Here is a 23,163-nt window from a genome sequence, read left to right as displayed (position 1 = left end):
GAAGGGAGGTTACTAAGATGGGCCGCAGCTTGAAAAAGGGACCATTTGCAGATGCACATCTGTTAAAAAAGGTTGATGAATTAAACGAGAAAAACGAAAAACGCGTAATCAAAACTTGGTCTCGTCGTTCTACCATTTTCCCGGAGTTTGTTGGACACACATTCGCCGTTCATGATGGACGCAAGCACGTTCCGGTTTATGTAACGGAGGATATGGTAGGCCACAAGTTGGGAGAATTCGTCCCAACCCGTACGTTTAAAGGTCATGCAGGCGATGACAAGAAAACAAAAAGACGGTAAGTGGACCGGACCGGGTTTAGAGAGGAGGTTACGTTATGGAAGCTAAAGCAGTAGCACGATACGTGCGTATCGCTCCACGCAAAGCACGCTTGGTGATCGATTTGATTCGTGGCAAGTCTGTTGAAGAGGCATTGGCGATTTTACGCTACACTCCTCGTGCTGCCTCCCCGATCATTGAGAAAGTACTCACGTCTGCCGTGGCAAACGCTGAGCACAATCACAACTTGGATACTGCCAACCTGGTAGTGTCGAAAGCTTATGTTGATGAAGGTCCCACGATGAAGCGTTATATGCCTCGTGCGATGGGCCGTGCCAGCCGCATTAACAAGCGCACCAGCCACATTACCGTGGTTGTATCGGAAAAGGCGTGAATCACTAAATAAGGAGGGATGAAGCTTTGGGTCAAAAGGTAAATCCAGTTGGTCTGCGTGTGGGAATTATCCGTGACTGGGAATCCAAATGGTACGCAGACAAGGACTATGCTGATCTATTGCATGAAGATATTAAGGTTCGCGAGTTTATCAAAAACCGACTGAAAGACGCGGCCGTTTCCACTGTGGAAATCGAACGCGCAGCAAACCGCGTCAACATTACCATTCATACGGCGAAACCCGGCATGGTGATCGGGAAAGGCGGTTCTGAAGTCGAAGCGCTCCGCCAAGCCTTGGTGAAGCTCACCAATAAAAAAGTTCACATCAACATCAGCGAAATCAAAAATCCGGAGCTTGATGCTTACCTTGTCGCTGAAAATATCGCACAACAACTGGAACGCCGTGTTGCTTTCCGCCGTGCGATGAAACAAGCGATTCAGCGTTCTTTGCGCGCCGGAGCCAAAGGGGTACGCACCATGGTAAGCGGTCGTCTCGGCGGTGCCGATATTGCCCGCAGCGAAGGCTACAGCGAAGGTACGGTACCACTCCATACATTGCGTGCTGATATCGATTATGGTTTTGCTGAAGCACACACCACTTATGGACGGATCGGTGTGAAAGTTTGGATCTATCGCGGTGAAGTTTTGCCGACCAAAAACAAAGGAGCAGCGGAAGGAGGCGAGTAATCGATGCTAATGCCTAAACGCGTGAAATTCCGTCGCCCGCATCGTCCGCGCAAACTGACAGGCCGTGCGAAAGGCGGTACGGAAGTAGCATTTGGTGAATACGGTTTACAGGCGCTTGAGCCGGCATGGATCACCAACCGTCAAATCGAGGCTGCCCGGATCGCGATGACTCGTTATATCAAACGTGGTGGTAAAGTATGGATCAAGATTTTCCCTGATCACCCGATTACTCAAAAGCCTCTCGAGGTACGGATGGGTAGCGGTAAAGGTTCTCCCGAAAAATGGGTGGCTGTTGTAAAACCAGGCAAAATCTTGTTCGAACTTGCTGGTGTTCCAGAAGAGACGGCACGTGAGGCGATGCGCCTTGCAGCTCATAAGCTGCCGATCAAAACGAAGTTCGTAAAAAGAGAAGAAGCGGGTGGTAACGAATGAAAGCAAAAGAGCTAGTTGAGTTGACCACCGCCGAGATCGAGCAAAAGCTCGCACAGTACAAGGAAGAACTGTTTAACCTCCGCTTCCAATCGGCTACTGGACAATTGGATAATCCAGCCCGGTTGCGTCAGGTTCGCAAAAGCATTGCTCGTTGCAAAACGATCTTGCGGGAGCGCGAACTGGGGATCGAAAGGAGGAAACAGGGATGAACGAGCGTACAACTCGCCGTAAAGTACGTGTCGGCAAAGTGGTCAGCGATAAAATGGATAAAACAATCGTTGTCGCTGTTGAGACCTACAAGAAACATCCACTGTACGGTAAACGCGTAAAGTATACCAAAAAGTTCAAAGCGCATGACGCCGAAAACCAAGCAAAAGTAGGCGACATCGTAAGAATCATGGAAACGCGTCCGCTTTCCAAAGACAAGCGCTGGCGTTTGGTGGAAATCGTAGAGAAAGCTGTTATCATTTAACCCATGGCACGCGTGAATGACGCGGGAAGGAGGGAAAACCATGATTCAACCTCAAACACGTCTTCGTGTAGCAGATAACTCTGGTGCGAAAGAAGTTATGTGCATCCGTGTATTGGGTGGATCCAAAAAATCTACCGCTGGAATCGGTGATATTATCGTCGCTTCTGTCAAACAAGCTACACCCGGTGGCGTTGTCAAGAAAGGGGATGTAGTGAAGTGCGTGGTTGTACGTACCGTTCGTCCGACCCGTCGTCCGGATGGATCCTACATTCGCTTCGATGAAAATGCTGCGGTTGTGATTAAGGAAGACAAAAGCCCGCGCGGTACACGGATCTTCGGACCTGTTGCCCGCGAATTGCGTGATCGCGATTTCATGAAAATCATTTCTTTGGCACCGGAAGTTCTTTAATACTTGGTTCTGAAAATGATTTGCGGCAACACACTGGAAGGTAAGGAGGTGCCCCGTATGCACATCAAAAAAGGCGATATGGTAATCGTCATGCGCGGTAAAGAAGCTCCGTACTTTGAAAACGGCAAAAAAGTTTACACCCGCGGTCGTGTAATTAAAGTTCTTCCCAAGGAAGATCGTGTGCTCGTCGAAGGTGTAAACTTGGTGAAAAAACATTCCCGTCCGACCCAGGATAACCCTCAGGGCGGCATCATCGAGAAGGAAGCGCCGATTCACGTTTCCAACCTGATGATTGAAGACCCGAAAACGAAGGAGCCGACCCGGGTTGGCTACAAGTTCATCGAGGGTAAAAACGGCGAGAAAAAGAAAGTGCGTTATGCGAAAAAATCCGGTGAAATCCTCGACAAATAACGCGAGAGAAGGGAGGGTACCTGATGGCAGCACGTTTGAAAGAGCATTACCTCAATGAGGTAACCGCTGCGTTAATGAAGAAGTTCAACTACAAATCCCCAATGCAAGTTCCAAGACTTGAAAAAATCGTGATTAACATGGGTGTGGGTGAAGCTGTACAAAATGCCAAAGCTTTGGATGGTGCAGTAGAAGACCTGACGCTCATCTCCGGGCAAAAACCGGTGGTCACACGTGCCAAAAAATCGATTGCCGGCTTCAAATTGCGTGAAGGAATGCCGATCGGTGTAAAGGTGACACTTCGCGGAGAGCGTATGTATCATTTCCTCGATAAATTGATCAATGTTGCTCTTCCGCGTGTACGCGATTTCCGCGGTGTTTCCCCGAAATCGTTTGACGGTCGCGGCAATTACACGCTCGGTCTGAAAGAGCAATTGATCTTCCCGGAAATTTCTTATGACAAAGTTGACAAAGTTCGCGGGATGGACGTCGTTATCGTGACGACTGCCAATACCGACGAGGAAGCACGTGATCTTTTGACTCTGATGGGTATGCCATTCCGTAAATAATCACTGTACGTCACCACGATGTAAAGGAGGGAATCACTTGGCCAAGAAGTCGATGATCGTGAAGTCCCAACGTAAGCCGAAATTCAAAGTTCGTGCTTATACCCGTTGCGAACGTTGCGGACGACCACACGCCGTATTACGCAAGTTTCGTCTCTGTCGGATCTGCTTCCGTGAATTGGCCTACAAAGGGCAGATTCCCGGTGTTAAAAAAGCAAGTTGGTAATGAGGATAGGAAGGAGGGTTTCGCATGGTAATGACAGACCCGATTGCAGATATGCTGACCAGAATTCGCAACGCTAACACGGTTCGCCATGAGAGCGTTGAGTTCCCGGCATCTCGTATCAAAAGGGAAATCGCTGAGATCCTGAAACGTGAAGGTTTCATTCGCGATGCTGAATATATCGAAGACAACAAACAGGGTATCATCCGGATTTTCCTCAAATACGGACCGAACAACGAAAAAGTGATTACCGGGTTGAAACGGATCAGCAAACCTGGTTTGCGCGTTTATGTAAAAGCGAACGAAATTCCACGTGTTCTTCGTGGTTTGGGAATCGCCATTTTGTCCACCAACAAAGGAATTCTGACGGATAAAGAAGCCCGTCAGCAAAAAGTGGGCGGCGAAGTTATCGCGTACGTTTGGTAATCGGCATAAAGGATGGAGGTGAATCGAATGTCTCGTATCGGTAAAAAACCGGTTGTGATTCCAAACGGTGTAGAAGTGAAATTGGAAGGAAACACCGTAACGGTAAAAGGGCCGAAAGGTACCTTAACTCGTAACTTCCATTCCGATATCGCCATCAAAGTGGAGGACAATCAAGTGATCGTGGAGCGCCCAAGCGATCACCGCACTCATCGTGCCTTGCATGGAACCACCCGCAGCGTGATTGCCAACATGGTTGAGGGTGTAACCAACGGTTTCTCCAAAACGCTTGAATTGGTCGGTGTCGGATACCGTGCTTCGAAAAAAGGAAACAACGTGGTGTTAAACGTCGGTTATTCTCATCCGATCGATGTAACGCCGATCGACGGAATTGAACTCGACGTTCCGTCTCAAACGCAAATTGTGGTGAAAGGCATCGATAAAGAGAAAGTCGGCGAAATGGCTGCGAAAATCCGTTCTTACCGTGAACCTGAACCTTATAAAGGCAAAGGGATTAAATACAGCGATGAAGTTATCCGTCGCAAAGAGGGTAAAACGGGTAAATAATCGAATCGCCTAACAAGAAGGGAGTGAGCTGGACCGTGATTCAAAAAGGAGATCGCAACAAAAAACGGGCAAAACGTCATCTGCGTGTCCGCAAAAAAGTATTCGGTACTGCTGAGCGTCCACGTTTGAACGTTTTCCGTTCTTCCAAAAACATCTATGCGCAATTGATCGATGACACGATTGGACATACGGTTGCATCCGCTTCGACCTTGGATGCCGAGCTGAAGGAGAAATTCTCCAACGGCGGTACGGTTGATGCGGCTCGTGCGGTAGGGGAATTGATCGCAAAGCGCGCCGTTGAGAAAGGCTTTAAGTCGGTTGTATTCGACCGTGGCGGTTACCTCTATCATGGTCGTGTAAAAGCTTTGGCAGAAGGAGCACGGGAAGGGGGTCTAGACTTTTGAGCAAGCAAGAAAAGCCACGTCGCAAAGATGCTGCGCAATCCGAGTTTATCGAAAAAGTGGTTAACATTAATCGCGTAGCGAAAGTTGTGAAGGGCGGACGCCGTTTCAGCTTCAGTGCGCTTGTTGTTGTCGGTGACGGCAAAGGCAAGGTCGGTGCAGGAATTGGTAAAGCGGCTGAGGTTCCTGAAGCGATCCGCAAAGGGATTGAAGATGCGAAAAAGAATATGGTTACCGTTCCTCTTCTGGGGACAACCATTCCGCATGAGACGATCGGTGAGTTTGGCGCAGGCCGTGTTCTTCTGAAACCTGCTTCCAAAGGTACGGGTGTCATCGCAGGCGGTCCTGTGCGTGACGTATTGAATGCGGCAGGTGTTGGTGACATTCTCACCAAATCGACGGGTTCCAACAACCCGATCAACATGGTTCGTGCCACACTTTCCGGTTTGCAAAGCTTGAAACGTCCTGAGGACGTAGCAAAACTGCGCGGAAAAAGCGTAGAAGAATTGATGGGATAAGGAGGGATGACCGTGGCAAAGAAACTGGCAATTACACTCAAGCGGAGTATGATTGGCCGTCCTGAAGTGCAACGTGTCACCCTGCGTACACTCGGTTTAACAAAACGGGAACAGACCGTAACGCATGAAGATAATCCGGCCATCCGTGGTATGATCAATAAAGTGAAACACCTCGTTTCCGTTGAAGAAATCAGCGAATAATGCACATGACTTGTCAAAGAGGAGGTGCGAGGAATGAAACTGCATGAACTGAAACCGGCTGAGGGTGCCCGTCACAAGAAAAAACGGCTTGGCCGCGGTATTTCTGCCGGCCAGGGTAAAACGGCCGGAAAAGGCCATAAAGGGCAAAACGCACGCTCCGGTGGCGGTGTTCGTCCTGGCTTTGAAGGCGGCCAAAACCCGATTTACCGTCGTTTGCCGAAGCGCGGATTTACCAACCCGAATCGAGTGGAATATGCCATCATCAACCTGGATGTGCTCAACCGCTTCGAAGAGGGAACTGTCGTAACTCCAGAACTGTTGAAAGAGCAAGGCGTTGTAAAAGATCTGAAAGACGGGTTGAAAGTGTTGGGCAATGGTGAGTTGAACAAAAAACTCACGGTAAAAGCTCAAAAATTCTCTGCCTCTGCGATTGAAAAAATCAACGCCGCTGGTGGAGCGACGGAGGTAATCTAATGATCCGGAACCTGGGTAACATCTTTAAGGTGGAAGATCTTCGTCGTCGTATTTTTTTCACGCTTTTGATCTTGGTCGTGTTTCGAATCGGAAGCTTTATTCCGGTTCCTAACACGGACCCGGCGATCTTGCAGAGCATGATGGAGAGAGGCGGTCAAGGCGTATTTGGTTTGATTAACGCTTTTTCCGGTGGGGCATTCCGCAACTTCTCCATTTTCGCCATGGGGATTATGCCTTACATCACCGCTTCGATCATTGTGCAGTTGCTGACGATGGATGTCATCCCGGCTTTTGCAAGATGGGCAAAAGAGGGAGAGGTGGGCCGCCGCAAACTGGCTCAGTTTACCCGCTATTTTACGGTGGTTTTGGCACTGATCCAGTCGGTGGGAGTTGCCATAGGTTTCAACAGGGTCTACCAGGGCTTTGTATTGGACACCAGCGTCTGGAGCTATGCACTCATCGCTCTGACTTTGACGGCAGGCACAACCTTTCTCATGTGGTTGGGTGAGCAGATCACGGACAAAGGGATCGGAAACGGGATTTCCATTCTGATCTTTGCCGGGATCGTGGCCAACATCCCGATGCACATCGGACAGATCTATACGTCCTTCTTCGGCAAAAATGCACAGCTGTTTATCGGTATCCTGAAAGCGGTGGGGCTTTTGTTGGTGGTTGTGGTTATCATTATCGCCACGATCTATATCCAACAGGGCGTAAGGAGAATACCCGTTCAATATACGAAACGGGTGGTTGGACGTAAAATGTACGGCGGCCAATCGACTCACATTCCGATGAAAGTGAACGCGGCCGGTGTGATTCCGGTAATCTTCGCCTTGTCCTTGATGATGTTCCCGGTTACGATTGCAAGCTTCTGGCAAGGACACCCGGTTGCGGATTGGTTTATCTACAACTTCGATTACACCCGTTCCCCGCTCGGTGCGGCAATGTATGTGATTCTGATTATCGGTTTCACTTACTTCTACACCTTTGTGCAGATTAACCCGGTTCAGTTGTCTGATCAGATGAAGAAAAACGGCGGCTTTATTCCTGGGATTCGCCCGGGCAAGAATACAACCACCTATTTAACCCGGGTCATGAATCGTCTAACGCTGTCAGGCGCGATTTTTCTGTCGCTGATTTCCATTTTGCCGATCTTCTTCATCAATCTTGCCGGTCTTCCGAGCAATGTGCAAATCGGGGGAACCTCGCTTCTGATCGTGGTCGGGGTTGCACTTGAAACGATGAAGACGATTGAAAGCCAGCTGATTAAACGCCATTACAAGGGCTTTATGCATAAATAGACTTTCTGTTTGCCACCCCCGGAGCTACATCCGGGGACTATGCATGAGCACCAGCTCACTGATGTGAACTGTCATGCGGACCGCCCGTAGAATTCTGATCCGGGAGGGATGACGCTTGAATATCGTACTGATGGGATTGCCCGGAGCCGGCAAAGGGACACAGGCAGCTCGAATCGTGGAAGAGCTGGATATCCCGCATATTTCTACGGGAGATATGTTTCGAGCGGCTGTTAAGGAACAAACCCCTCTGGGAATGGAAGCCAAGTCCTATATGGATAAAGGCCAGTTGGTACCTGACCGTGTGACGATCGGGATCGTCCGCGACCGGCTCGGCAAGGATGATTGTGCCAAGGGCTTTTTATTGGACGGTTTTCCCAGAACGGTTCCACAGGCCGAGGCTTTGGACGAATTAACGGATGAATTGAATCGCCCGATCGATCTGGTTCTTTATATTGAGGTTGCAGAAGAGGAACTTCTTAAACGCCTCACGGGCAGACGGATCTGTCGCGACTGCGGGGCTACGTATCACGTACTCTTTGCACCGCCCAAGGTCGAAGGGGTTTGCGACCGCTGTGGAGGAGAGCTTTATCAGCGGGCGGATGACGCGATAGAGACCGTGAAAGAACGTTTGAAAGTGAATCTTGAGCAAACCCAACACTTGATTCACTACTATGAATCGACTGGTAAACTTCATCGTGTTGATGGGGAACAGCCGATCGAAAATGTGACAGAATCCATCTTGTCACTGATTCGAGGTTTAAAAGCATGATTATCTTAAAATCGGTTAAAGAGCTTGAACGGATGAGGGAAGCTGGGAAAATCGTATATTTGACTCATCAGGAGCTGAAAAAAGCGATCCACCCGGGCATCACCACCAAGGAGCTGGATCGAATCGCTGAAAAAGTGATTCGCGGGTTCGGTGCTGTTCCTTCCTTCAAAGGGTACAACGGATTTCCGGGCAGCATATGCACTTCCGTGAACGAGGAACTGGTTCATGGCATTCCGGGGAATCGTGTGTTAAACGAAGGAGATATCATCTCTTTGGACATCGGTGCCTGCTATGACGGATATCATGGTGATTCTGCTTGGACGTACGGCGTCGGGGAAATTTCCCCTGAAGCCGAACGTTTGCTCACCGTCACCGAGGAATCCCTGTACAAAGGTCTTGAACAGGCAAAGCCAGGCGCAAGACTGGGGGATGTTTCCCACGCGATTCAAAAACATGCCGAAGGTGCCGGTTTTTCAATCGTGCGGGAGTATGTCGGACACGGAATCGGGCAAAACTTGCATGAAGCTCCGAGTATTCCCAATTACGGTTTACCCGGCAAAGGTCCTCGCCTGAAGCCAGGTATGACCCTTGCAATTGAACCGATGGTGAATGCGGGAAAACGGTTTGTTCGTACACTCGCTGATAACTGGACGGTTGTTACCACTGACGGTTCTCTGTGCGCTCACTTCGAGCATACGATTGCGATCACGGATGAAGGCCATGAGATTCTCACGAAAGTGTAAACCAGGTGAAGGGTGATAAACGTGGCAGATGTCGACAGTCGACCTCGTCTTGGACAAATCGTTCGCGTATTGCGGGGGCGTGATGCGGGAAATTATGCCGTCATCATCGGCATTGAGGAGCCTCATTTTGTCTTGTTGGCCGATGGGGATCAGCGAAAAGCCGATTGCCCGAAAAAGAAAAACTTGAAACATATTCAAGTTACCAATACGATAAATCTGGAAATAGCTGACGCCATCAAGAGTCACGGTCGTGTTAACAATGCGAAGTTGCGATACGCCCTGAACCAATATCTGCTCAAACTTGAGCAAAAAGGAGAGTGAATCAATGGCCAAAGAAGATGTGATCGAGGTAGAAGGGATCGTCAAGGAGCCCCTGCCAAATGCCATGTTCCGCGTCGAGTTGGAAAACGGTCATGAAGTTTTGGCTCATGTTTCTGGTAAAATCCGTATGCACTTTATCCGCATCTTGCCGGGTGACAGAGTGACGGTGCAACTTTCTCCGTATGATTTAACCCGTGGACGGATCACTTACCGTTACAAGTAAAGACGGTCTGTGAAGTTTAGGGGGCTCTTAATATTTGACAGGAGGTAGCTCAAATGAAAGTAAGACCTTCGGTGAAGCCCATTTGCGAAAAGTGCAAAGTGATTCGTCGCAAAGGGGCTGTCATGGTAATCTGCGAAAATCCCAAGCATAAGCAAAAACAAGGTTAAATTCAAGGAGGTGTAAGGCATGGCGCGTATTGCAGGTATCGACTTGCCCCGTGAAAAACGCGTAGAGATCGCGCTCACTTATATCTATGGCATTGGTCGTTCTCAATCCAAACGAATTCTGGAAGCTACCGGAATCAACCCGGATACTCGCGTTCGTGATCTGACGGAAGACGAAGTGTCCAAACTCCGGAGCTTTATCGATAAAAACCTGGTGGTTGAAGGGGATCTTCGCCGTGAAGTTGCCCTCAACATCAAACGGTTGATCGAGATCGGTTCTTACCGTGGCATTCGCCATCGTCGCGGATTGCCGGTACGCGGTCAACGCACGAAAACCAACGCCCGTACCCGTAAAGGTCCTCGCCGTACGGTAGCGAACAAGAAAAAATAACGAATAAGGAGGGAGAACAGTGGCAAAGCGTAAAACTACTACGCAACGCGTAAAACGTCGCGTTCGCAAAAACGTTGAATCTGGTATCGCGCACATCCGTTCCACTTTTAACAATACGATTATCACGATTACCGACCCGCGCGGAAATACGGTTGCCTGGGCAAGTTCCGGTACGATGGGCTTTAAAGGTTCCCGTAAAAGCACGCCTTTTGCCGCGCAAATGGCTGCGGAACAAGCGGCAAAAACCGCGATGGACAACGGTATGAGAACCGTTGATGTATTGGTGAAAGGACCGGGTGCCGGTCGTGAAGCAGCAATTCGTTCCCTGCAAGCGGCAGGATTGGAAGTAAGCCTGATTAAAGACGTCACACCGATTCCTCACAATGGTTGCCGTCCGCCAAAACGTCGCCGTGTTTAATTCTTTAGATTTAAAACTGATCCGTGGTTTATTTTTCCTGTAGATGGTGTATACTGGATAGGACTAATTTTGGCATGTCTTATTCCTTATACACGATCAATGTCTGCCGTCAGGTGGGATTACGCCCGGAACGCGACGTTCTGAAGGAGGGTTTGTGAGCCGTATGATTGAAATCGAAAAGCCGAAGATCGAAACTGTGGAAATCAGTGAAGATCATCGATATGGGAAGTTTGTGGTGGAACCCTTAGAACGCGGATACGGCACTACCCTGGGCAATTCTCTGCGCCGTGTCCTGCTCTCGTCATTGCCAGGTGCGGCCGTTACAACCATCCAGATTGATGGGGTATTGCATGAGTTCTCCACGATTCCTGGAGTTGTAGAAGATACCACGGAGATCATTCTCAACTTGAAGCAATTGGCTCTTAAAATTCATTCGGATGAAGAGAAAGTTCTTGAGATTGACATCGAGGGTCCCGGGGAAGTAAAAGCGGGGGATATTCGTGCAGACAGCGATGTAGAAGTCCTGAATCCGGATCTTCATATCGCAACTCTGGCCGAAGATGCTCACCTTCGCATCCGAATGACCGCGAATCGTGGTCGCGGATATGTATCTGCTGACAAAAACAAACGGGAGGATCAGCCGATCGGAGTTATTCCGATTGACTCGATCTACACTCCCATTGAACGGGTAAACTACCAAGTTGAAAATACACGGGTTGGACAAGTTACCAACTACGATAAATTGACCCTGGAAGTATGGGCAAATGGCTCCTTAAAGCCAGATGAAGCCGTGAGCCTTGGGGCCAAAATCCTGAACGAGCATTTGATGCTATTCGTCGGTTTAACGGAGCAGGCCAAAGATGCCGAAATCATGGTCGAAAAAGAAGAAGACAAGAAAGAAAAAGTAATGGAGATGACCATCGAGGAACTGGATCTCTCCGTACGTTCCTATAACTGTCTCAAACGAGCCGGCATCAATACGGTTCAAGAGCTCACACAAAAAACGGAAGAAGACATGATGAAAGTGCGCAACCTCGGACGGAAGTCGCTTGAGGAAGTTCAAGAGAAATTGGCTGAACTTGGACTCTCTTTGCGCAAAGATGACTAATACATGTAGGGGGAGGGAAATACGATGGCATACAGCAAACTTGGCCGTAATTCCGGAGCGCGCAAGGCGTTGCTTCGCGATTTGGTAACGGATCTCATCATCAACGAACGCATCGAAACGACCGAGGCGAAAGCGAAGGAAGTTCGTTCAATCGTAGAAAAAATGATTACCCTCGGTAAACGCGGCGATCTTCATGCTCGTCGTCAAGCGGCTGCGTTTGTTCGCAAGACACGTTCCAACACAGTAAAAGATGGTGAAGAAGTAACCCACAACAAGAACGTGGACGCAGTGAAAAAGCTGTTCGACGAAATCGCTCCTCGTTACCAAGAGCGTAATGGTGGTTACACGCGCATTCTTAAGTTGGGACCTCGTCGTGGCGACGGTGCTCCAATGGTTTATTTGGAATTAGTGAAGTAACCAATGATGAGCTAGAAAGGGTGAGGGCAGGATCCGGTTGGTCCTGACGTTTACCCTTTTTTCTTTTAAGGAGAAAAAATGGAACCGATGATTCAAGTCGTTGACGTCTGGTTTCGTTATCAAGGGGAAAATGAATCAAGCGGAAAATGGGCGTTAAAAAAGATCAATCTCACCTTTCGGACCGGTGAATATGTCAGCATCATCGGTGCGAACGGATCAGGAAAGTCAACATTGGCACGGCTATTGAACGGGCTTCTGCTGCCAGTTCGGGGCGAAGTCAAAGTGGGAGGGCTCTCTACGGCAAACGAAAGCGATTTATGGGAAATACGCCGCAGAGTGGGCATGGTGTTTCAAAATCCCGACAATCAGATCGTCGCGACCACCGTTGAGGATGATGTCGCGTTTGGTCTCGAAAATCTGGGAGTTCCGCGCTCCGAGATGAAAGATCGGATTGAACGTGCATTGGCGGCAGTGGGCCTTTCCGGAATGAATGCGAGAGAGCCCCACCATCTTTCGGGAGGACAAAAGCAACGGCTGGCATTGGCCGGAGTGCTGGCCATGTCGCCGGACGTGATTGTACTGGACGAAGCGACTTCCATGCTGGACCCGCAGGGGAAAAATGATGTGAGCCAGGTTGCGGCGGAGCTTCACCGCATGGGCAAGACAATCATTCACATCACCCATTCCGCCAGGGAAGCGTTCAGGGCTGAGCGGGTGATTGTCATGAACCAGGGGGAAGTGAAACTTGATTTGCCGTCTGAAGTGCTTTATCCCAAGGCTGTGATGCTAAAGCAGTGGGGATTGGCCGTTCCGCCGGAGATCGAGCTCCATCAGCGACTCCTTGGCAAAGGATGGCCGCTTTCTCCGACGATTTCGGGCAAAGAGGAACTGGTTGAGGAAATATGGAGATCGTTGTCAGAGATTTAGAAGTGGTATACCAGTCAGGAACACCGTGGATGAAGAAAGCGCTCGACGGGGTGAATCTGACAGTTCCGGGCGGATCGTTCACGGCGATTTTGGGTGTGACCGGCTCGGGAAAGTCAACGCTGATCCAGGCAATTGCCGGCTTGATCAGGCCAACGCGGGGCACAATTAGGATCGGTTCCCATCTGATTGACGCGAATCGCAAACAGACGGCCGATGTGCGCCGGTTGATCGGATTGGTTTTTCAATACCCCGAACATCAGCTGTTTGCAGAAACAGTGGCAAAGGATATCGCTTTTGGACCGACGAATCTGGGATTGCCGCAGTCTGAAGTGGATGGAAGAGTGAAGCAGGCGATGGAATGGGTTGGTTTGGATTCGGAACTGGCAGACCGATCCCCCTTTCAGCTCAGCGGCGGACAGATGAGGCGGGTGGCGATTGCCGGAGTTTTGGCGATGAGCCCGAAGATTCTGATCCTGGATGAACCTGCGGCCGGTTTGGACCCGAAGGGGCAGGAGGAAATCTTAAGCCTTTTGAAGCGACTTAATCAGGATTTCGGGGTGACGGTTATTCTCGTTTCGCACGATATGGATCAGGCAGTGCGGTATGCCGATCGTTTCTGTGTTCTGGCTGAGGGGCGGTCCGTGTTGAGCGGGACGGCAAAAGCAGTCTTCTCCCGAGCTGATATCCTGTCTTCCTATCATCTCGAATTGCCGGAGATCACCCGGTTTGTTCAGTTGTTGAACCGGAAGCTGGACCCTCCGCTCCCTGAGGATGTGTTTACCTTGGATGAGCTGGAACGATTGCTGGAGGAAAGACGCAAAAAGAGGGAACTGCCATGAGTCAGATTGTAATGGGACAGTATTACCCGGGTGATTCCCTTGTTCATCGGATGGACTCCAGGGCTAAATGGCTCTTTTTAATGGTGTTTATGATTTTTGTTTTCTGGGCAAACCATTTGCGGTCAACCGCTGTGCTGCTCTTCTTCACGCTGGTTGCGGCAGGAATGGCCCGCATTCCCGTATCGGTTTTTATACGGGCAATCCGTCCGGCATTATTCATCATCTTGTTTACCATGATTCTTCATCTTTTGATGACCAAAGGCGGGGAAGCCCTGCTGCGACTTCCGTTTATCACGATTTATCAGGAAGGGCTGAGGCAGGCGGTTTTTGTCTCAGCACGGTTGTTTGTCCTCATCTCAGTCGCTTCTTTATTGACATTTACCACCTCGCCCATCGATCTGACCGACGGCATCGAGTGGCTGCTGAAACCTTTGCAGCGATTTAAAATCCCGGTGCACGAAATCGCGCTGATGATGTCGATCGCTCTTCGTTTCATCCCCTTGCTCTGGGAAGAGACGGAAAAGATTCGCAAAGCCCAGTCAGCCAGAGGCGCCGATTTCGATACGGGCTTTTTCATCAAGCGGCTCAAAAGCTATATTCCCGTTTTGATCCCCTTGTTCTTGTCCGCTTTTCGCCGGGCGGAGGAGTTGGCATTGGCGATGGAAGCCAGGGGATATCGCGGGAGTGAGGGAAGAACCAAATGGCGGCAGCTTCGATTTTCATCGCTTGATGGGTGGCTTTTGATTGTGGCAGTTCTTTTATTTTTCGTTCTCCGCTTTTTGGAATAGGCGGCGGTTTCCCGGTTCTTTCGGGATGAAGGACGGAGGAAGATGATGAAGAAGATCAAATTGGTCATTGCTTATGACGGGACTGATTTTTCCGGTTTTCAGGCGCAACCGGGACAACGGACAATCCAGGGCACTCTGCAGGAAACGCTGACCAGAATCACCGGTGAACCGATTGAAATATACGGTTCGGGCCGGACAGATGCAGGTGTGCATGCTTTGGGGCAAGTTTGCCATTTTGAGACAACAAGCCCCATTCCTGTCGATAAATATCCATATATTTTGCGTCGGTCGCTTCCCAGGGATATCCTTGTTCTGTCCGCAGAAGAAGCAGCATCGGACTTTCATGCCCGTAAGAGCGCATATTGGAAAACGTATCGTTATCAAACGGATCGTCATCGCATTCCCGATTTGTTTGAGCGCCGCTTTCGCACCCATCTTCCGTATGAAGTCGATCAGCCAGCCATGCAGAGGGCTGCGGACCGGCTCGTCGGCACTCATGATTTCACCTCTTTCTGTTCGGCAAAGACGGTGATTGAAGATCGGGTGCGCACGATTTACCGCTGCGAAGTAGGCGAAGATACGCACGGCTTTTTTATCGAAGTGACCGGGAACGGGTTTTTGTATAACATGGTTCGGATTATTGCCGGCACGTTATATGAAGTCGGAAGGAGAAACTTGGACCCGGAGCAAATTCCCGCCATTCTCGAGGGGCGGGATCGCCGCCTGGCCGGTCCGACGTTTCCGCCGGAAGGATTAATTTTGCTTGAAGTTGGATATCGGCCTTGGCAGGATTTTCATCGCTCCGCAAACGTTATCTCCCCTTGAGGTTCTTGACATTGCGCGCTTTTTAAGGTAAGATAACGCTTGGTATTTTCCACTCCATGCCCCGATGGAGTTTGTTCGGCGCGAAGAAAGTCACACATTTTTCAATGCTTCTAACCTAAGACAACATTAACGGAATTCCCGTTGTTGATAGAGGAGGGAATATGATGCGTACCACCTTTATGGCAAAGCCAGAGCAAGTGGAACGGAAATGGTATGTGGTAGATGCGAAAGGCAAAACATTGGGACGCCTGGCATCTGAAGTTGCATCCATCCTGCGTGGAAAACATAAACCTGAATTTACTCCCCACGTGGATACGGGCGATTTTGTGATCGTCATCAACGCAGCACAAGTTGAATTGACCGGGAAAAAATGGTCGAAAAAAGTTTATTATCGCCATTCCGGATATCCGGGCGGCTTGAAATCGACTACGGCCAGCGAAATGCGGATCAAACATCCCGAGCGTATGATCGAACTCGCTGTAAAAGGGATGCTCCCGAAAGGAAGCTTGGGTCGTCAACAGTTTAAAAAATTAAAAGTATACGCAGGTTCCGAACATCCTCATCAGGCTCAACAGCCGGTTGAGTGGGAACTGCGTGGTTAATAAAAGGAGGTAACCGATTTGGCACAAGTTCAATTCTATGGAACCGGTCGCCGTAAGGAATCGGTCGCTCGCGTTCGCCTGGTTGCCGGCGATGGACGGATTGTCATCAACAAACGGAATATCGATGACTACTTTGGTCTGGAAACTTTAAAAGCGATTGTGCGTCAGCCTTTGGTGTTGACCAATACGCTCGACCGTTATGATGTGCTCGTAAACGTAAACGGCGGCGGTTTCACCGGTCAAGCCGGCGCCATTCGCCACGGAATTGCCCGTGCACTGCTCAAAGTGGATCCGGAACTGCGCCCGGCCTTGAAAAAAGCTGGTTTCCTGACTCGCGACCCGCGGATGAAAGAACGTAAAAAATACGGTCTCAAAGCCGCACGTCGTGCACCGCAATTCTCCAAACGCTAATGTTCAAAAACTCCCCGATTCGTCGGGGGGTTTTTTTTCATCCCTTTGTCAACACTATGGATATCCCATGTGTGACAAAGGAGCGGTGAATGATGGCGGAGATCATCGATATTGAACATCTGCGCATTCGCAGAGATGAAGAAATACGTGAATGCGCCCTCTCCCGTTTCCCTTGGGAGGAAATGGATCGGATCAAAGGCGAATTGGTCGATCCGCTGACCCGTTTTTGGCCGGCTTCGCGCAAGGTGATCCTTTTGGAATTATTGTACCGTCTGGTTTTTGAAGCGTATGTGGCCGGGATGAAGGAAGGCAAAAAGGATGGATGGGTAAAAGGCATTTTCTTTAGAAATCGCAAGGACGATGATTTGTCCCTGTTTGGACAAAAAGCATGTGACCGGTTGCTCAAAGAGTTGATGGATGAATTCAACCTGCATCGCTGGTTGGATGAGTGGAGTGCCGAATCAGTGGAGATTCTGATGCAAGAGCTTGGCAGGCAGTGGTTTATCATGGGGAAAAAGGCGGGCCGCAAGAAGAAATAAGCGTCCGTCCCGCCTTGCATACATAATGAGAGACTTCGTCCCATATACATAACTGAAGAGTTTGGGTAAGTGAGGCGAGGTCGATGAGGGTCAAGATCAAAGAAAGCCGGACAGCCAAGATTGTCCTACTGGCGGTCGTTTTTTTTCTGATCGGTTTTCTCTGGATTGCGGACTTTTTTTCTGATCAGGTAAAAGATGCTTGGTATATGCCGCTTTCGGGCAAAGTGATTATGATCGATGCGGGACACGGAGGACCTGATGGAGGGGCAGTCAGCCAGGACGGCATTGTCGAAAAAGAGATTACCCTGAAAATCGCGCGTTACTTGCAGGATTATTTGCATGGAGCGGGTGCGCTGGTCTTTCTGACGCGTGAAACGGATACGGATCTGGCCCAACCGGATACCAAACGGTTGCGGTTGCGCAAAGCGGAAGACTTGATGCGCCGCATTTATTTGATTAAGGAGAAAAATGTGGACGCCTTCGTCAGCATTCATCTCAATGCGATTCCGTCCTCTCGATGGTCCGGAGCGCAAACCTTTTACAACCCGGTTCGTGAAGAGAACAAACGGCTGGCCACCTTTATTCAGGCCGAACTGATCCGAAACCTCGAAAATACCAACCGTCTGGCCAAACAAAAGGGAGATGTATACATTCTCAAACACTCGCCCGTTCCGACCGCCCTGGTGGAAGTCGGTTTTTTGTCCAACCCGGAGGAAGCCCGATTACTGGCAACGGATACGTACCAAAAAAAAGTGGCCGCATCGATCTATCTGGGGCTGATACGGTTTTATACAGGGAAAGAACCGCCGCCGCTCTTTGATAAGTGATGTGCTATAATGGAGTTAAAACGTTTTCAGCTGAGGTGTCTTTCCCATGTTAACCAAAGAAAAAATTCTTGAAGCATTAAAGGAAGTAAAAGACCCGGAATTGAATAGGAGTTTGGTTGAACTCAATATGATCCGCAATATACGGATTAAAGGAAAAGAAGTTTCACTCGATGTGATTCTGACGATTCAGGGGTGTCCATTAAAAATAAAAATTCAGGAAGACGTTGAGCAGGCGATTCGCAATCTGGGTGCGGAAACGGTTGAGGTTCATTTCGGTTCGATGACGGATGAAGAAAGAGCTGCGCTGGCCTCCTCCCTGCGTCAGGGGCAAAGCGGCGGACAGGCTCAGGCAGGCAGTCCGCTTCTGGGACCGGACAGCTCTACTCAATTTATTGCGATTGCCAGCGGCAAGGGCGGTGTCGGAAAATCAACGGTAACGGTGAACCTGGCAGTGGCTCTTGCCCGTGAAGGAAAAAAAGTCGGCGTGATCGATGCCGATATTTATGGGTTCAGTGTCCCGGACATGATGGGAATCGAGCAACGGCCGGTGGTGATCGGTGACACGATTCTCCCGGTTGAACGGTTTGGCGTGAAAGTGATGTCGATGGGCTTTTTCGTGGAAGACAATTCTCCGGTTGTCTGGCGCGGGCCGATGTTGGGCAAAATGCTGCGCAACTTTTTCAGTGAGGTTCATTGGGGGGACCTCGATTATATGCTTCTCGATTTGCCGCCTGGAACCGGGGATGTTGCTCTTGATGTACATCAACTGATTCCGAAAAGCAAAGAGATTATTGTAACCACGCCGCATGCCACTGCAGCTTTTGTCGCCGCCAGGGCGGGAGCGATGGCCGTTCATCTGACAAAACACGAGTTGCTCGGTGTGGTGGAAAATATGGCCTGGTATCAAAATAAATACGGGGAACGGGAATATATCTTCGGTCGCGGAGGCGGTCAGAAGCTGGCTGAGGAGCTTCATGTGGACCTGCTCGCCCAAATTCCGCTCGGAGCCCCGCAATATGAAAGTGTGGATGATCCCGGGTATGCGCCCTCGGTTTACCCGGAAAATCATCCGACAGCATCTCTGTATCAGGAGCTGGCCCGTAAAATCATCCGCAAGGTGCAGGTCTCTTAAAACTTAAGCGAAAGCAAGATGGGCGGTCTTTTAGACAACCGCCCATCGGCTTTATCATGAGCTGCCGCTGTCTCCCTGGCTGTCTCCACCTTCTCCTCCATCTCCGCCTTCGCCTGAACCTTCCTCTTTACCTTGTTTTTGCTTTTTCGCTTGTTGCAAGATTTGCGTAATCTGTTTTTGGAAGCTGGGCGTTTGCATCAGTTCTTGGAAAATTTTCAGGCTTTGCTGGCGGTACTGCTGACTTTTCATCAGTTCCAGAAGATGGGCCGAGAACTGCGGATCTTTCATCAGATCCAACATCATCTTTTGATACTCAGGGTCTTTCATCAAGATTTTCAGGGTTTGCTTGGACTGCTCCTGTGTTGATTTGGCCAGATTGCCTGCCACTTCCGGATCTCCAAACACTTTCTGCCAATCCTTTTTTGAATTTTGATCAGAAAGGGATTTGGCCAATGCTTTTTCCAGCTCCTGGCTGTTTAACATGATCTTTTGTTTGAATTCCGGATCGGACATCACATCTTGAAGTACTTTTTTGCCTTCGGCCGTATGTAAAACATCCAGGGTAATCTCTTTGATTTTTTGATAATCGGGTTCTTGGGATTGAGACTGGTTGGAGCTGCAGGAAATAAGAAGAAAGACGGTCAGGATCGGAAAAAACCACTTTATGCGATGTATCAATCTTTGCTCCTCCGTTTCAAGCTATGCTAATCTTAATATGTCATGGGGGACTTTTCTTTATGCGAAGATCGAAATCTGCTAAAATCGAAGGCAGGACAGCGAACAGGAGAGAATAAGGGATGACACTGAAAAAACTGCTCTATTGGTTTTGGTCGACATTGTTCATCGGCGGGGCATCCGCCTTGATCCTGAGCTCGATTTTCGAATGGTCAGCCGGAAGTGATTTATTTGGACCCATTCCCAAACAGCTTTTGCTGAGTTTGACATTGGCGGCTCTGGCGGAATTGGGATTTTTCTCTTTCCTCGTCTTCAATTGGCTGGCCAAGGGTTTGATTCGGCAAAAAAGCGCCTATGATCTGTTTCTGCTGTTTCTTATGTTGATTGTGCTGGGAGATTGGGTTTATCTCAATTTGTCGAAATTTAATGGAGAATCGCTCTGGCTGCATCTGCTCGTTCCATTCACCGTCTTGCTCGCCGCGTTCATTGTTGCCGGACTCAAGGTGAAGTGGACGCAAAAAACGGCCTACGTTCCCACATTCTTTTTTATGGTAGTCGCAACGGTGATTGAGGCGGTACCAACCTTCCATACCAAAGCGGGGGAAATTCCGCTGCTCATGATTCTGCATACCGTCATTGTTCTCCTCATTTGCAATGCATGGCAAATTCTGCAGCTTCATCGCCTTGCTGCGCCTGGCACCAACCGCAAACTTCTGCGAAAGGAAACAAAGCAAAAGCCGGCTCCGGGCATCAAATGATGCAAAGCCTGGCTTTTTCTGTGCCGATTGGTTTATACTGCTGTTCTCTCCGTGCAGCTCAGCTGAGGTGATGGGCTCAATCGACCGATTTCGTATCCACTCTGGAACCGGAGATCAATTCCGAAACCGTCACAAACTGATAACCCTGCTTTCTCAGGGAGTCGATAATTTCCGGCAGCGCTTCATGAGTTTGGCGGCATGAATCACTGGCGTGCATGAGAATGATATCTCCGGGATGGACCTTGCTCAATACGCGTTTCACGATCTTTTCTTTGCCGGGATTCATCCAGTCAAAGGAATCCGTGTCCCATTGAATGGTGGTGTACCCCATCTGTCCGGCGATCTGAAGCACGCGTTTGTCAAAGTCTCCGTTGGGAAAGCGAATTAATTTGGGCTTTTTCCCCGTTAATTTTGTCAGGATCGCATCGGCTTTTCCAATCTGCGTGCGAATTTGCTGATCGTTGTACTCGCTATAATTATCATGGCGGTGACCATGGCTTCCGATTTCATATCCCATGTCTACAATGCGTTTGACCAGATCGGGATGACTTTCGGCCCATGGAGAAGAGAGGAAGAAGGTGGCTTTCTTTAACCCTTTTTGCTCCAATACATCCAGGATTGGCCCGGTGCGTTCCTCTCCCCAGCTGATATCAAAGGTGAGGGCAACTTGTTTTTTATTGGTATCCACACTGTAAATGGCAGATGGACCAGGGTCAAGTGGCATGAAGACTTGAATGTTTTCATTTTCTGCATAAAAGATGCCGGCGGCAAAAAGGAACGCGATTAAAATCATGAGCGCACGCTTGAGCCGCTTGCCGGATAAGACCAGAAAATAGTTCATTGTTGGCGACCCTCCCAAGTTTCGATCTATAATTAAATGTATGCGGATGGACGAGGGTTATGATTGGATTGTCCGAAAAAGGAGTGGAAGCATGAGAAACTGGACCAGGGCACTGCGGGAGGAAAGCCGGTACATCGGGATGTCGACCGTCGTTTTTATCGTGAGTGCCATCATGGGATATCTCAATACAAACGGATTGTTACGCACGTTAAAAGCAGCAGGGATTTTTGACCAACTGGAGCAAATCGCCAAATCAATCGACCATAACCCGACCTTTCTGCATGCCTTTTTGACGATTTTTGCCAATAATTTGCTCGCCTCTGTTACGATGATTGGGCTCGGGCTCCTTTTGGGACTCGTTCCTTTCTTTTCAATGCTGACGAACGGGTTGATGCTGGGGGTTACTTTACACCTGGCTGCATCAGAGAGTCATGCTTCGCCCCTGTTTGTTTTTTTGACAACGATCCTGCCTCACGGAATCGTTGAGCTTCCGGCGGCGATTTTGGCTGCTGCGTTTGGCATTCATCTGGGAATGGCGGTGCTTCGCCGGTTTTTCAGTTTTGTCTCCCCTGTGCTGATGGAAAGAAGCAAAGAGGAGTGGCAGGGGATTCGGAGAAGAATCATCCCCATTCTCTTGACGATTGTTTCGCTGCTTTTGATTGCGGCCCTTATTGAAGCAAGCCTGATTCTTTATGTTAAACCGCTTGGATAGGAGGAAATGAGATGAAAGTGGATATTGTTTGGAAAGGTAAAATGCATTTTGAGACGACGACGGGTTCCGGGCATCAACTTTCACTTGATGCCTCTCCGGAAGTCGGAGGCGAAAATTTGGGACCGCGCCCGACAGAAATTCTTTTGTCGGCGGTAGGCACCTGCTCGGGTATTGATATTGTTGACATTTTGCGCAAGATGCGTTTGGAGGTTGCATCTTTTTCAATGGAGGTGAGCGGGGAAAGGGCAGAAGAGCATCCGCGGCGATTTACTCATGTTCATATGCACTATAAATTGACAGGCGACCTTCCTGAGGAAAAAGTGCGTCGCGCGGTGAAATTGTCGGTTGAAAAATACTGTTCCGTTTCCAATTCGTTGAGCAGCAAGGTAACGACCAGTTTTGAAATTAACGGGGAGCGTTACGAGGTTTAAGAATTGTGAACGGAATGCTCCACATTTCAACAGGGAAAAGGAAAGCAGGTGTTCCCCGGATTTCTCCAAATACGGGGTTATCGGGCATCGCGTGCCGTCACCGATTGCAGGGAAGCTGCGTCAGGTGAAACGCGAAACAGGCGGGGACAAAAGGTCTCCGCCTGTTTGGTTGACTTTAGAAGAAAAGGATAACAGGTGGTAATCTGTTTTCCTTATGCCAAAGGGAAATGATTTTTATCAATGGCGGTTAAATATTTATCAAAAAAATGTTGACACCTTTTCTGAGGCGTGTTAATATAGCTAATGTCGCCGCAAGAAAGCGGCAATTGAGAAAAAACAATAATGTGTTCCTTGAAAACTAAAGAGTGAAGCATGACCTGTTAATTCTTTTTGAGCTAGATCTTTATCGGAGAGTTTGATCCTGGCTCAGGATGAACGCTGGCGGCGTGCCTAATACATGCAAGTCGTGCGGGGGAAGATCCTTCGGGATCGGACCTAGCGGCGAACGGGTGAGTAACACGTGGGCAACCTGCCCGCAAGACGGGGATAAC

40 protein-coding genes and 1 rRNA gene are annotated in these 23,163 nt (G+C 49.3%); 39 read left to right on the top strand and 2 right to left on the bottom strand.

Translation table 11 applies throughout. The features are described 5' to 3' along the window. The first annotated feature begins 17 nt into the window (after nt 1-17). The 35 genes from rpsS (at nt 18) to I8U17_RS06715 (ending at nt 19,195) form a co-directional block, all read left to right on the top strand. Nucleotides 18-299, top strand: a complete 282-nt coding sequence (rpsS, locus tag I8U17_RS06885; protein WP_033100612.1) for a 30S ribosomal protein S19 — start codon at nt 18-20, stop codon at nt 297-299. A 35-nt stretch (nt 300-334) separates the two neighbouring features. Beyond that, complete coding sequence (rplV, locus tag I8U17_RS06880; protein ID WP_033100611.1) at nt 335-670, top strand: 50S ribosomal protein L22; 336 nt, start codon at nt 335-337, stop codon at nt 668-670. 26 nt (nt 671-696) lie between these two features. Then, complete coding sequence (rpsC, locus tag I8U17_RS06875; protein WP_198056018.1) at nt 697-1,356, top strand: 30S ribosomal protein S3; 660 nt, start codon at nt 697-699, stop codon at nt 1,354-1,356. A gap of 3 nt (nt 1,357-1,359) precedes the next feature. Next, on the top strand, nt 1,360-1,788 hold the full coding sequence (gene rplP, locus I8U17_RS06870; RefSeq protein ID WP_033100609.1) for a 50S ribosomal protein L16: 429 nt from the start codon (nt 1,360-1,362) through the stop codon (nt 1,786-1,788). Then, complete coding sequence (gene rpmC, locus I8U17_RS06865) at nt 1,785-1,997, top strand: 50S ribosomal protein L29 (protein WP_033100608.1); 213 nt, start codon at nt 1,785-1,787, stop codon at nt 1,995-1,997. Before rplP ends, rpmC begins: the two co-directional genes overlap by 4 nt. After that, nucleotides 1,994-2,260 carry a 30S ribosomal protein S17 gene (rpsQ, locus tag I8U17_RS06860; protein WP_033100607.1) on the top strand — a complete coding sequence of 89 codons (267 nt, stop codon included), beginning with the start codon at nt 1,994-1,996 and terminating at the stop codon, nt 2,258-2,260. The genes rpmC and rpsQ overlap by 4 nt, the downstream gene beginning before the upstream one ends. Before the next feature lie 40 nt (nt 2,261-2,300). Then, a complete protein-coding gene (rplN, locus tag I8U17_RS06855) occupies nt 2,301-2,669 on the top strand; it encodes a 50S ribosomal protein L14 (RefSeq protein WP_033100606.1) in 369 nt (122 codons plus the stop codon). A gap of 57 nt (nt 2,670-2,726) precedes the next feature. Next, a complete protein-coding gene (gene rplX, locus I8U17_RS06850; protein ID WP_033100605.1) occupies nt 2,727-3,080 on the top strand; it encodes a 50S ribosomal protein L24 in 354 nt (117 codons plus the stop codon). A 23-nt stretch (nt 3,081-3,103) separates the two neighbouring features. Further along, complete coding sequence (gene rplE / locus I8U17_RS06845; RefSeq protein ID WP_033100604.1) at nt 3,104-3,646, top strand: 50S ribosomal protein L5; 543 nt, start codon at nt 3,104-3,106, stop codon at nt 3,644-3,646. 37 nt (nt 3,647-3,683) lie between these two features. Then, nucleotides 3,684-3,869 (top strand): type Z 30S ribosomal protein S14, encoded by a 186-nt coding sequence (locus tag I8U17_RS06840; protein ID WP_033100603.1) that lies wholly within the window; start codon nt 3,684-3,686, stop codon nt 3,867-3,869. 24 nt (nt 3,870-3,893) lie between these two features. Next, nucleotides 3,894-4,292, top strand: a complete 399-nt coding sequence (rpsH, locus tag I8U17_RS06835; protein ID WP_198056019.1) for a 30S ribosomal protein S8 — start codon at nt 3,894-3,896, stop codon at nt 4,290-4,292. Nucleotides 4,293-4,319: 27 nt separating this feature from the next. Further along, complete coding sequence (gene rplF / locus I8U17_RS06830; RefSeq protein ID WP_033100601.1) at nt 4,320-4,856, top strand: 50S ribosomal protein L6; 537 nt, start codon at nt 4,320-4,322, stop codon at nt 4,854-4,856. Nucleotides 4,857-4,891: 35 nt separating this feature from the next. Further along, nucleotides 4,892-5,260, top strand: a complete 369-nt coding sequence (gene rplR, locus I8U17_RS06825) for a 50S ribosomal protein L18 (protein WP_033100600.1) — start codon at nt 4,892-4,894, stop codon at nt 5,258-5,260. After that, the gene (gene rpsE / locus I8U17_RS06820) at nt 5,257-5,775 is read left to right on the top strand and encodes a 30S ribosomal protein S5 (protein ID WP_038020747.1); all 519 of its coding nucleotides are present in this window, start codon (nt 5,257-5,259) and stop codon (nt 5,773-5,775) included. The genes rplR and rpsE overlap by 4 nt, the downstream gene beginning before the upstream one ends. Nucleotides 5,776-5,781: 6 nt before the next feature. Beyond that, nucleotides 5,782-5,976, top strand: coding sequence for a 50S ribosomal protein L30 (gene rpmD, locus I8U17_RS06815; protein ID WP_152568519.1), 195 nt, complete (start codon nt 5,782-5,784; stop codon nt 5,974-5,976). A gap of 33 nt (nt 5,977-6,009) precedes the next feature. Continuing rightward, entirely contained in the window at nt 6,010-6,450 is a 441-nt protein-coding gene (gene rplO, locus I8U17_RS06810) for a 50S ribosomal protein L15 (RefSeq protein WP_033100598.1), read from the top strand. After that, on the top strand, nt 6,450-7,751 hold the full coding sequence (secY, locus tag I8U17_RS06805) for a preprotein translocase subunit SecY (RefSeq protein ID WP_033100597.1): 1,302 nt from the start codon (nt 6,450-6,452) through the stop codon (nt 7,749-7,751). Before rplO ends, secY begins: the two co-directional genes overlap by 1 nt. A gap of 115 nt (nt 7,752-7,866) precedes the next feature. Further along, nucleotides 7,867-8,520 carry an adenylate kinase gene (locus I8U17_RS06800; protein ID WP_033100596.1) on the top strand — a complete coding sequence of 218 codons (654 nt, stop codon included), beginning with the start codon at nt 7,867-7,869 and terminating at the stop codon, nt 8,518-8,520. Next, nucleotides 8,517-9,263 carry a type I methionyl aminopeptidase gene (gene map / locus I8U17_RS06795; RefSeq protein ID WP_198056020.1) on the top strand — a complete coding sequence of 249 codons (747 nt, stop codon included), beginning with the start codon at nt 8,517-8,519 and terminating at the stop codon, nt 9,261-9,263. The genes I8U17_RS06800 and map overlap by 4 nt, the downstream gene beginning before the upstream one ends. Nucleotides 9,264-9,284: 21 nt before the next feature. After that, nucleotides 9,285-9,584, top strand: coding sequence for a KOW domain-containing RNA-binding protein (locus I8U17_RS06790; RefSeq protein ID WP_033100594.1), 300 nt, complete (start codon nt 9,285-9,287; stop codon nt 9,582-9,584). A 4-nt stretch (nt 9,585-9,588) separates the two neighbouring features. Continuing rightward, a complete protein-coding gene (infA, locus tag I8U17_RS06785; protein ID WP_033100593.1) occupies nt 9,589-9,807 on the top strand; it encodes a translation initiation factor IF-1 in 219 nt (72 codons plus the stop codon). A 53-nt stretch (nt 9,808-9,860) separates the two neighbouring features. Beyond that, nucleotides 9,861-9,974 carry a 50S ribosomal protein L36 gene (rpmJ, locus tag I8U17_RS06780; protein WP_022738894.1) on the top strand — a complete coding sequence of 38 codons (114 nt, stop codon included), beginning with the start codon at nt 9,861-9,863 and terminating at the stop codon, nt 9,972-9,974. Between the two features lie 19 nt (nt 9,975-9,993). Then, nucleotides 9,994-10,362: a 30S ribosomal protein S13 gene (rpsM, locus tag I8U17_RS06775; RefSeq protein ID WP_033100592.1), complete on the top strand. Its 369-nt coding sequence runs from the start codon at nt 9,994-9,996 to the stop codon at nt 10,360-10,362. Between the two features lie 19 nt (nt 10,363-10,381). Then, nucleotides 10,382-10,780: a 30S ribosomal protein S11 gene (gene rpsK, locus I8U17_RS06770; RefSeq protein WP_198056021.1), complete on the top strand. Its 399-nt coding sequence runs from the start codon at nt 10,382-10,384 to the stop codon at nt 10,778-10,780. A 163-nt stretch (nt 10,781-10,943) separates the two neighbouring features. Further along, complete coding sequence (locus tag I8U17_RS06765; RefSeq protein WP_198056022.1) at nt 10,944-11,888, top strand: DNA-directed RNA polymerase subunit alpha; 945 nt, start codon at nt 10,944-10,946, stop codon at nt 11,886-11,888. 24 nt (nt 11,889-11,912) lie between these two features. Further along, entirely contained in the window at nt 11,913-12,305 is a 393-nt protein-coding gene (gene rplQ, locus I8U17_RS06760; RefSeq protein ID WP_033100589.1) for a 50S ribosomal protein L17, read from the top strand. A 78-nt stretch (nt 12,306-12,383) separates the two neighbouring features. Then, complete coding sequence (locus I8U17_RS06755; protein WP_033100588.1) at nt 12,384-13,232, top strand: energy-coupling factor transporter ATPase; 849 nt, start codon at nt 12,384-12,386, stop codon at nt 13,230-13,232. After that, entirely contained in the window at nt 13,208-14,071 is an 864-nt protein-coding gene (locus tag I8U17_RS06750) for an energy-coupling factor transporter ATPase (RefSeq protein WP_198056023.1), read from the top strand. The genes I8U17_RS06755 and I8U17_RS06750 overlap by 25 nt, the downstream gene beginning before the upstream one ends. After that, complete coding sequence (locus I8U17_RS06745; RefSeq protein ID WP_198059199.1) at nt 14,068-14,859, top strand: energy-coupling factor transporter transmembrane component T family protein; 792 nt, start codon at nt 14,068-14,070, stop codon at nt 14,857-14,859. Before I8U17_RS06750 ends, I8U17_RS06745 begins: the two co-directional genes overlap by 4 nt. A gap of 45 nt (nt 14,860-14,904) precedes the next feature. Next, nucleotides 14,905-15,684 (top strand): tRNA pseudouridine(38-40) synthase TruA, encoded by a 780-nt coding sequence (truA, locus tag I8U17_RS06740; protein WP_052154120.1) that lies wholly within the window; start codon nt 14,905-14,907, stop codon nt 15,682-15,684. Nucleotides 15,685-15,848: 164 nt separating this feature from the next. Then, nucleotides 15,849-16,286, top strand: a complete 438-nt coding sequence (gene rplM, locus I8U17_RS06735) for a 50S ribosomal protein L13 (protein ID WP_033100585.1) — start codon at nt 15,849-15,851, stop codon at nt 16,284-16,286. A gap of 18 nt (nt 16,287-16,304) precedes the next feature. After that, nucleotides 16,305-16,697 carry a 30S ribosomal protein S9 gene (rpsI, locus tag I8U17_RS06730; RefSeq protein WP_033100584.1) on the top strand — a complete coding sequence of 131 codons (393 nt, stop codon included), beginning with the start codon at nt 16,305-16,307 and terminating at the stop codon, nt 16,695-16,697. A gap of 92 nt (nt 16,698-16,789) precedes the next feature. Then, the gene (locus I8U17_RS06725) at nt 16,790-17,236 is read left to right on the top strand and encodes a hypothetical protein (protein WP_033100583.1); all 447 of its coding nucleotides are present in this window, start codon (nt 16,790-16,792) and stop codon (nt 17,234-17,236) included. A gap of 83 nt (nt 17,237-17,319) precedes the next feature. Next, on the top strand, nt 17,320-18,063 hold the full coding sequence (cwlD, locus tag I8U17_RS06720) for an N-acetylmuramoyl-L-alanine amidase CwlD (protein ID WP_033100582.1): 744 nt from the start codon (nt 17,320-17,322) through the stop codon (nt 18,061-18,063). A gap of 46 nt (nt 18,064-18,109) precedes the next feature. Next, on the top strand, nt 18,110-19,195 hold the full coding sequence (locus tag I8U17_RS06715; protein WP_033100581.1) for an Mrp/NBP35 family ATP-binding protein: 1,086 nt from the start codon (nt 18,110-18,112) through the stop codon (nt 19,193-19,195). A gap of 54 nt (nt 19,196-19,249) precedes the next feature. Here I8U17_RS06715 and gerD read toward each other — a convergent pair whose 3' ends face one another. Beyond that, nucleotides 19,250-19,873: a spore germination lipoprotein GerD gene (gene gerD / locus I8U17_RS06710; RefSeq protein WP_052154119.1), complete on the bottom strand. Its 624-nt coding sequence runs from the start codon at nt 19,871-19,873 to the stop codon at nt 19,250-19,252. A gap of 119 nt (nt 19,874-19,992) precedes the next feature. Between gerD and I8U17_RS06705 the strand changes: the two genes are divergently transcribed. After that, nucleotides 19,993-20,628 (top strand): KinB-signaling pathway activation protein, encoded by a 636-nt coding sequence (locus I8U17_RS06705; protein WP_198059198.1) that lies wholly within the window; start codon nt 19,993-19,995, stop codon nt 20,626-20,628. A gap of 76 nt (nt 20,629-20,704) precedes the next feature. Here the strand turns inward: I8U17_RS06705 and pdaB are convergent, their stop codons facing one another. Beyond that, complete coding sequence (gene pdaB, locus I8U17_RS06700; protein ID WP_033100579.1) at nt 20,705-21,469, bottom strand: polysaccharide deacetylase family sporulation protein PdaB; 765 nt, start codon at nt 21,467-21,469, stop codon at nt 20,705-20,707. Between the two features lie 91 nt (nt 21,470-21,560). Between pdaB and I8U17_RS06695 the strand changes: the two genes are divergently transcribed. The 3 genes from I8U17_RS06695 to I8U17_RS06685 all read left to right on the top strand — a co-directional run. Further along, the gene (locus tag I8U17_RS06695; RefSeq protein WP_033100578.1) at nt 21,561-22,181 is read left to right on the top strand and encodes a stage II sporulation protein M; all 621 of its coding nucleotides are present in this window, start codon (nt 21,561-21,563) and stop codon (nt 22,179-22,181) included. Nucleotides 22,182-22,192: 11 nt separating this feature from the next. Then, nucleotides 22,193-22,612 carry an OsmC family protein gene (locus I8U17_RS06690; RefSeq protein WP_033100577.1) on the top strand — a complete coding sequence of 140 codons (420 nt, stop codon included), beginning with the start codon at nt 22,193-22,195 and terminating at the stop codon, nt 22,610-22,612. Between the two features lie 403 nt (nt 22,613-23,015). After that, a 16S ribosomal RNA gene (locus tag I8U17_RS06685) occupies nt 23,016-23,163 on the top strand; the annotation flags it as partial.

Origin of the sequence: Thermoactinomyces sp. CICC 10521, from assembly GCF_016055135.1 — a bacterium.
Lineage (GTDB): Bacteria > Bacillota > Bacilli > Thermoactinomycetales > Thermoactinomycetaceae > Thermoactinomyces_A > Thermoactinomyces_A daqus.
The sequence above is the reverse complement of the archived record's forward strand: the minus strand, read 5'-3'. Positions and strand labels throughout refer to the sequence as shown.